The organism is Streptomyces sp. SID5785 (assembly GCF_009870065.1).
GTDB lineage: Bacteria > Actinomycetota > Actinomycetes > Streptomycetales > Streptomycetaceae > Streptomyces.
In genome coordinates, this window is sequence record NZ_WWIA01000539.1 from 1 (window position 1) to 6333 (window position 6333).

Consider the following 6333-nt stretch of genomic DNA (forward strand, 5'->3'; position numbering starts at 1 on the left):
GGGCGCGGGCGGCGCCGAGCGCTGAGGCTCGTCCACCGTGATGCCGTAGTCGGTGGCGAGGCCTTCGAGCCCGCTGCTGTACCCCTGGCCGACGGCGCGGAACTTCCAGGCTCCCTGGCGCCGGTAGAGCTCCCCGAGGACGTAGGCGGTCTCCACGGTGGCGTCCGTGCTGTCGAAGCGGGCGAGCTCGGCGCCGCCCGCCGAGTCGAGGACCCGGACGTGGAGGCCGGGGACGCTGCCGAACGCGCCGCCGTCGGCGGAGGCCGCGAGGACGATCCGCTCGATCCCCGGCTCCACGCGCGCGAGGTCGACCGAGAGCGTGTCCGTCACGGCTCCGCCCGCGGTGCTCTTGCCCTCGTGGCGCACCGCGCCGGAGGCGTGCACCGGCTGGTTGTAGAAGACGAAGTCCCCGTCCGAGCGGACCTTTCCGGAGACCAGGAGGAGGGCGGATGCGTCCGCGTCGGGCACGCCGGGTCCGGACCGCCATCCCAATTCGACCCGCACGGCAGGAGCCGGCACCGCGACATTCGATCCTTTGGCCATTGTCATGTCTGCCCCCAACGTTCGTCTCCGGCTTCCCGGTCAACCTATTCCCCGCCGCGCGCGGCGCCCCACGGACTCGTCCGAAGATCACCGGCCAACCGCCGGTAACCCGCCAGGAACTCGGCCTTTACACGAATCCAACGCCATCGGACGACCGTTTTTCCCAAGTTCGCTCGGATTGGGGACGCGCGGTCACACCCAGCGCTCAAAAGAACCCTCTTATCGGTCTACCCCAACCACCACATCGTGGGCTTAACTTATGTTTCATGACCTCCCCCCGCTCCACCTATGGCGGCGGTTACTACTCCGCGCCGTCCTTCCCGGACACTCCGATCTACGATTCTCTTGTCGCAGAGCGGGGCACACCCCAGATCGCACCGATCCGGGTCTCGCCCGCGTACGACACCGGCAGCCACCTGCCCGCGCTGCCCTCGGCACTGCCCGCCCTGCCCGCCGCCCCGTCGGTGCCCCAGCCGCAGTACGGCTACCCGGGCCCGCAGGCCGCCCCGATACAGGCCGCGCCGACGGCGTACATCCCGCAGCAGGCGAGCGTCCCGCGCGGCTATCCGGGCCCGCAGGTCCAGCAGCAGCGCCCGATGCAGCAGGGCACCGGTTACGAGGCGATGCGTCCGGCCGCCCCGCGCCCGGCACCCGCCCCGTACGAGGATCCGTACAACCGTCAGCAGTACCGCGGCTACTGAGGTCCGGCGTCGGGCCGGGGCCCGGAGCGCCCCGGCGCGACCGGGGCTGTCGGTGCCTGCTGGCAGGATGGCCCCATGTCCAGACCCGTACTCAGCTCGATCCACGTCCACCCGCTCAAGGCGGTTCGGGGGCACGCGCCACGTGCGGCGGTCGTGGAGCCATGGGGCCTGGCGGGCGACCGGCGCTGGGTGCTGGTCGACACCGCGGGCAAGATCGTGACGCAACGGCCGCATCCGCGCCTCGCGTTGGCCGCCGCCGAGCTGGTGCCCGGCGGCGGTGTCCGGCTGTCCGCACCCGGCATGGAGCCGCTCGCCGTCGAGGTCCCGGAGCCGGTCGCCACCACGACCGTCGACGTCTGGGGCGACAAGGTCGAGGCGGTGCTCGCGGCCCCGGACGCGCACGCGTGGTGGAGCCGTTACCTGGACGCGGACGTGCGCCAGCTGCACATGGACGACCCGGCGACGCGGCGCCCCGTCGACCCCGCGTACGCACGCCCCGGCGAGACGGTCAGCTTCGCCGACGGATACCCCCTGCTGCTCACGACGCAGTCCTCGCTCGACGCGCTCAACTCACTGATCGCCCAGGGTGACCACGCGGACGAGGGCCCGCTGCCCATGGACCGTTTCCGGCCGAGTGTGGTGATCTCCGGGACCGCCCCCTGGGCGGAGGACGACTGGTCACGCATCGCCATAGGGGACGTCACCTTCCGTGTCGCCAAGAAGTCCGGCCGCTGCGTCGTCACGACGACGGACCAGGCGAACGCGCAGCGTGGCAAGGAGCCGCTGCGCACGCTGGCCCGGCACCGTCGCTTCGGCGACCAGCTGTGCTTCGGCACCAATCTGGTGCCCGAGTCCACCGGTCAGGTGCAGCTCGGCGACCCGTTCACGGTGCTCGCATAACGTCACCCTCGAGGGGAACCCGACCACCGAACCCGCGCGTTGGAAGACAATGGCGGACAATGGCACCGTCGCCGGGAAGTCGGCGACCGGCGGCGGGCGGGGTGATGTCGCTCTCTCTTCGCCCCGTCGGCGCGTGCGCGCCGACGCCGCAGGCCGAGACGGGAGCGGAAGGGGGTGCAGGTCGTGCGAGCGATCGTCGGACTCTGGCGGTGGCGCCACAATCCTCTGCGCCGCGGCACCGACCTGGCCGAGGCCTGGGTGGCGCTCGCAGCCCTGATCCTCATCGTCGTGGCGGGACCCGTCGTGGGAATCGTCGCGGGATCGCTGTCGCGTGACGCGCTGTACCGCTCGGTGGACGAGCAGCGCAGCCACCGCCACCGGATCACCGCGACCGTGGTGAAGAAGGTAGCCCAGCCTCCCCTCGACACCGACCCCGAGACGGCGACCGCGCGGGACGCGCACACCCGGGTCATGGCGACGTGGACCGCTCCGGACGGCTCGGCGCACCGCGACCGTGTCGTGGCCGCCCTCGAGTCCCCGCACCGCGGCGACACCTTCCGCCTGTGGACCGACGACCACGGCAATGCCGTGGGCCGCCCGCTGGACCGCGCGACCGCCGCGACCCACGCCGTGCTGGCCGGGTTCGGCGCCTCGGTCGCCCTGACCGGCCTGGTCGAGGGCGGGCGCAGAGTGATCGTCTGGCGCATGGTCCGTCGCCGGTACGCGCGTTGGGACCGGGCCTGGGACATCGCCGGGCCGGACTGGGGCCGTACCGGCACCGGCAGCTGACGGGCTCTCCACAGTGGTCAACCACCGTGCCGCGCGCACGCTACGGTGGACCCACCTTTGGCAGTAACTGCGCCGGGCAGGGCGCGAACGACCCGCGTAGGACGAGGTGGGGGCAGATCAGCGCCATGGCACAGGGCACGGTCCAGGTCACGCACACGAGCACGTCGCGGTGGCGTCGCCGCACGGGCGAGTACGCCTCTCTCGCCGCGGCCCTGGACGCTGCGGGGGACGGTGACCTGCTCACCGTCGCCCCGGGCACCTACCGGGAGAACCTGGTCGTGCAGCGCGCGGTGACGCTCCGTGGCCCCGACGGCTCGCCCGGTTCCGTGCGCATCGCGCCCGCCGACGGGGTGCCGCTCACGATCCGCTCCTCCGCGTCGGTCCACGACCTGCACCTGGAGGGCCAGGACGCCGCGGCCCCCGCGCTGCTGATCGAGGAGGGCGCCCCGGAGATCACCGACATCCGTGTCGTCACCCGCTCCGCGGCCGGCATCGAGGTGCGCGGCGGTGCCCGCCCCACGGTCCGCCGCTGCACGGTGGACAACGCGGCGGGCATCGGCATCGCCGTCCTCGACGGCGGGGGCGGCGTCTTCGAGGAGTGCGAGATCGTGGCGGCCGGGCAGGCCGGCATCTCGGTCCGCGGCGGCGCGCACCCGCGTCTGGAGCACTGCCGCGTGCACCACGCCTCGGGCGCCGGGATCGCGGCGACCGGGGAGCACAGCGGCCTGGAGGCCGTCGGCTGCGAGGTGTACGAGGTCAAGGGCGCGGGGGTGCAGATCACCGGCCGGGCCGTGGCCCATCTGACCGACTGCGCCGTGCACCGCACCACCGCGGACGGGGTCACGATGGACACCGACGCGGTGCTGACGCTGGCCGACTGCCGCATCCACGACATCCCGGAGAACGCGATCGACCTGCGGTCCCGCTCCGTGCTCACCCTGACCCGCTCCAAGGTGGGCGGCTTCGGGCGCAACGGCCTGTCGGTGTGGGACCCGGGCACGCGCGTGGACGCCAACCAGTGCGAGATCCACGACAGTACGGGCGACTACCCGGCGGTGTGGGTGAGCGACGGGGCGACCGCGGTGCTCGAGGCGTGCCGGGTGCACGACGTGCCGGACGCGCTGTTCGTCCTCGACCGCGGTTCGCGCGTCGACGTCGTCGACAGCGATCTGACGCAAGTGCGGAACACGGCGGTGTCGGTGAGCGACGGCGCGACGGCGCAGCTCGACGACTGCCGCATCCGGGAGGCCGCGACCGGCGCGTGGTTCCGGGACCACGGCAGCGGCGGCACGCTGGCCAACTGCACGGTGGACGCGACGCAGACGGGCGTGATCGTCACCAAGGGCGCCGATCCGACGATCGAGCGCTGCACGGTCACCTCGCCCGCCGAGGCGGGTTTCTACGTGTCGGCCGGCGGCCGCGGCACGCTCCACGGCTGCCGTGTGACGGACAGCGGCGGCTACGGCTTCCATGTGATCGACGGCTGCCGCACGAGCCTGAGGAAGTGCCGGACCGAGCGGTGCGCACGCGGGGGCTACGAGTTCGCCGAGGACGGGCCCCAGGTCGAGGACTGCACCAGCGACGAGAGCGGCGGCGTGCGGCCCGCGGCGGCGGACCCCGCGCCGGAGCCGGTGGTCCGCACGGCGACCCAGACGGTCGGGCTCCTGAGCGGTGTGCCCGACCAGCGCCCGGCCGCGCCCGCGCAGACCCCCGAGCCCGCGGCCCGTTCGTCGAAGGACGTCCTGGGTGAACTCGACGCGCTGGTGGGCCTGGAGAGCGTGAAGCGCGAGGTGCGGGCGCTCACCGACATGATCGAGGTCGGGCGCAGGCGCCGGGAGGCGGGGCTCAAGGCCGCGTCGGTCCGCCGCCACCTGGTCTTCACCGGCTCGCCCGGCACCGGCAAGACGACGGTGGCCCGTCTCTACGGGGAGATCCTCGCCTCGCTCGGCGTCCTGGAGAAGGGCCATCTCGTCGAGGTGTCCCGGGTCGACCTGGTCGGCGAGCACATCGGCTCCACGGCGATCCGCACCCAGGAGGCGTTCCAACGGGCGCAGGGCGGCGTCCTGTTCATCGACGAGGCCTACGCCCTCTCCCCCGAGGATTCCGGGCGCGACTTCGGCAGGGAGGCCATCGACACGCTCGTGAAGCTGATGGAGGACCAGCGGGACGCGGTCGTCGTCATCGTCGCCGGGTACACGGCGGAGATGGAGCGCTTCCTCGCGGTCAACCCCGGTGTGGCGTCCCGTTTCTCACGGACCATCACCTTCTGCGACTACCTTCCGGACGAGCTGCTGCGCATCGTGGAGCAGCAGGCCGACGAGCACGAGTACCGGCTGGGCGACGGCACGGGCGAGACGCTCCTGAAGTACTTCACGGCGATCCCCAAGGGTCCGGCGTTCGGCAACGGCCGCACGGCCCGGCAGACCTTCGAGTCGATGGTGGAGCGGCACGCGGGGCGGGTCGCCCAGCTCGCCGAGCCGAGCACCGACGACCTGACCCTGCTCTACCCGGACGACCTGCCCGAGCTGCCCTGAGCCCCGCCGTCGCGGGCGGCGTCCCCGGACGGGTCGCCCTCGGGCCGCGGCTGCGGGACCCCGGGCCGCAGGCGCGCGAGCAGCCGGGCCCGCTCCTCGGCGAAGACCGGGTCGGCCTGGTAGTCGCTGTGGCCCAGGATCGGTGCGGGCAGCGGGTGTTGCTCGGTGCGCCCGTAGGCGAGCGGGTCGGTCAGCGCCGGGTGGTCGACCTGGGGCCCGCAGTCGCCGGGCAGCCCGATGGGGCCGCCGATCGGGTCGGTCCTGCGGTGCAGATTGCGCCAGCAGTCGACCTGGCGGTGCAGGGACGCGAGCGCCGCGGGACCGAAGTGCACGGGGAACCAGCGCCCGTAGAGCCGCTCCAGCGGTGATCCGTAGGTGAGCAGCGCGACGCGCTTGCGGGCCGAGGGGTGCAGCTGCCAGGCGGCCGCGGCGGCGAGGACGCTGCCCTGCGAGTGGCCGGACAGGACGAGGCGGCCGCCGGTGGCGCGGGTCCAGCCGGCCATGCGCCAGGTCAGGTCGGGGACGGCGCGCTCCGCGTAGCAGGGTGGAGCGAAAGGGTGCGCGGCGCGCGGCCAGAAGGTGCCGACGTCCCAGAGGATGCCGATGGTGCGCCGCGCGGAGGGGTCCTTGTAGGCGCGGCGGCCCCAGGTGACGAAGAGCAGGAAGCCGAGGCCGACGAGCCACGAGCCGAGGGCCTGCGCGGCGTCGGCGGCGCCCGCGACGACGGGGTACGTGCCCTCGGCCGCGGCGCCGGGGACCGTGCCGGTGAGCCAGGCGCCGGCGACGGCCAGCGCCCCGAGGAGCAGCGTCACGGCGGCGACGGCGCCGATCATCACGGGGGCCCGGTCGGTGAGCGCGGCCCGCGC

At 73.6% G+C, this 6333-nt stretch carries 5 protein-coding genes and 1 pseudogene; 4 read left to right on the forward strand and 2 right to left on the reverse strand.

Translation table 11 applies throughout. The annotated features are described in order from the left end of the window. Positions 1 to 543 (reverse strand): TerD family protein (locus GTW43_RS17505; protein ID WP_202501570.1); only part of this gene is annotated, 543 nt, incomplete at its 3' end. 266 nt (positions 544 to 809) lie between these two features. Between GTW43_RS17505 and GTW43_RS17510 the strand changes: the two genes are divergently transcribed. The 4 genes from GTW43_RS17510 (at position 810) to GTW43_RS17525 (ending at position 5467) form a co-directional block, all read left to right on the forward strand. After that, positions 810 to 1244: a DUF6643 family protein gene (locus GTW43_RS17510; protein WP_161302957.1), complete on the forward strand. Its 435-nt coding sequence runs from the start codon at positions 810 to 812 to the stop codon at positions 1242 to 1244. Positions 1245 to 1319: 75 nt separating this feature from the next. Then, positions 1320 to 2144 (forward strand): MOSC N-terminal beta barrel domain-containing protein, encoded by an 825-nt coding sequence (locus tag GTW43_RS17515; RefSeq protein ID WP_161302958.1) that lies wholly within the window; start codon positions 1320 to 1322, stop codon positions 2142 to 2144. A 183-nt stretch (positions 2145 to 2327) separates the two neighbouring features. Continuing rightward, positions 2328 to 2933: a hypothetical protein gene (locus GTW43_RS17520; protein ID WP_161302959.1), complete on the forward strand. Its 606-nt coding sequence runs from the start codon at positions 2328 to 2330 to the stop codon at positions 2931 to 2933. 125 nt (positions 2934 to 3058) lie between these two features. Further along, on the forward strand, positions 3059 to 5467 hold the full coding sequence (locus tag GTW43_RS17525) for a right-handed parallel beta-helix repeat-containing protein (RefSeq protein WP_161302960.1): 2409 nt from the start codon (positions 3059 to 3061) through the stop codon (positions 5465 to 5467). Here GTW43_RS17525 and GTW43_RS17530 read toward each other — a convergent pair. After that, positions 5437 to 6333 (reverse strand): annotated as a pseudogene (locus GTW43_RS17530) (hypothetical protein); the annotation flags it as partial. The gene GTW43_RS17525 and the pseudogene GTW43_RS17530 overlap by 31 nt on opposite strands.

Coding starts and splice junctions, on each gene's coding strand:
- GTW43_RS17510 (WP_161302957.1), top strand. CDS start 810: ATGACCTCCCCCCGCTCCACCTATGGCGGCGGTTACTACTCCGCGCCG.
- GTW43_RS17515 (WP_161302958.1), top strand. CDS start 1,320: ATGTCCAGACCCGTACTCAGCTCGATCCACGTCCACCCGCTCAAGGCG.
- GTW43_RS17525 (WP_161302960.1), top strand. CDS start 3,059: ATGGCACAGGGCACGGTCCAGGTCACGCACACGAGCACGTCGCGGTGG.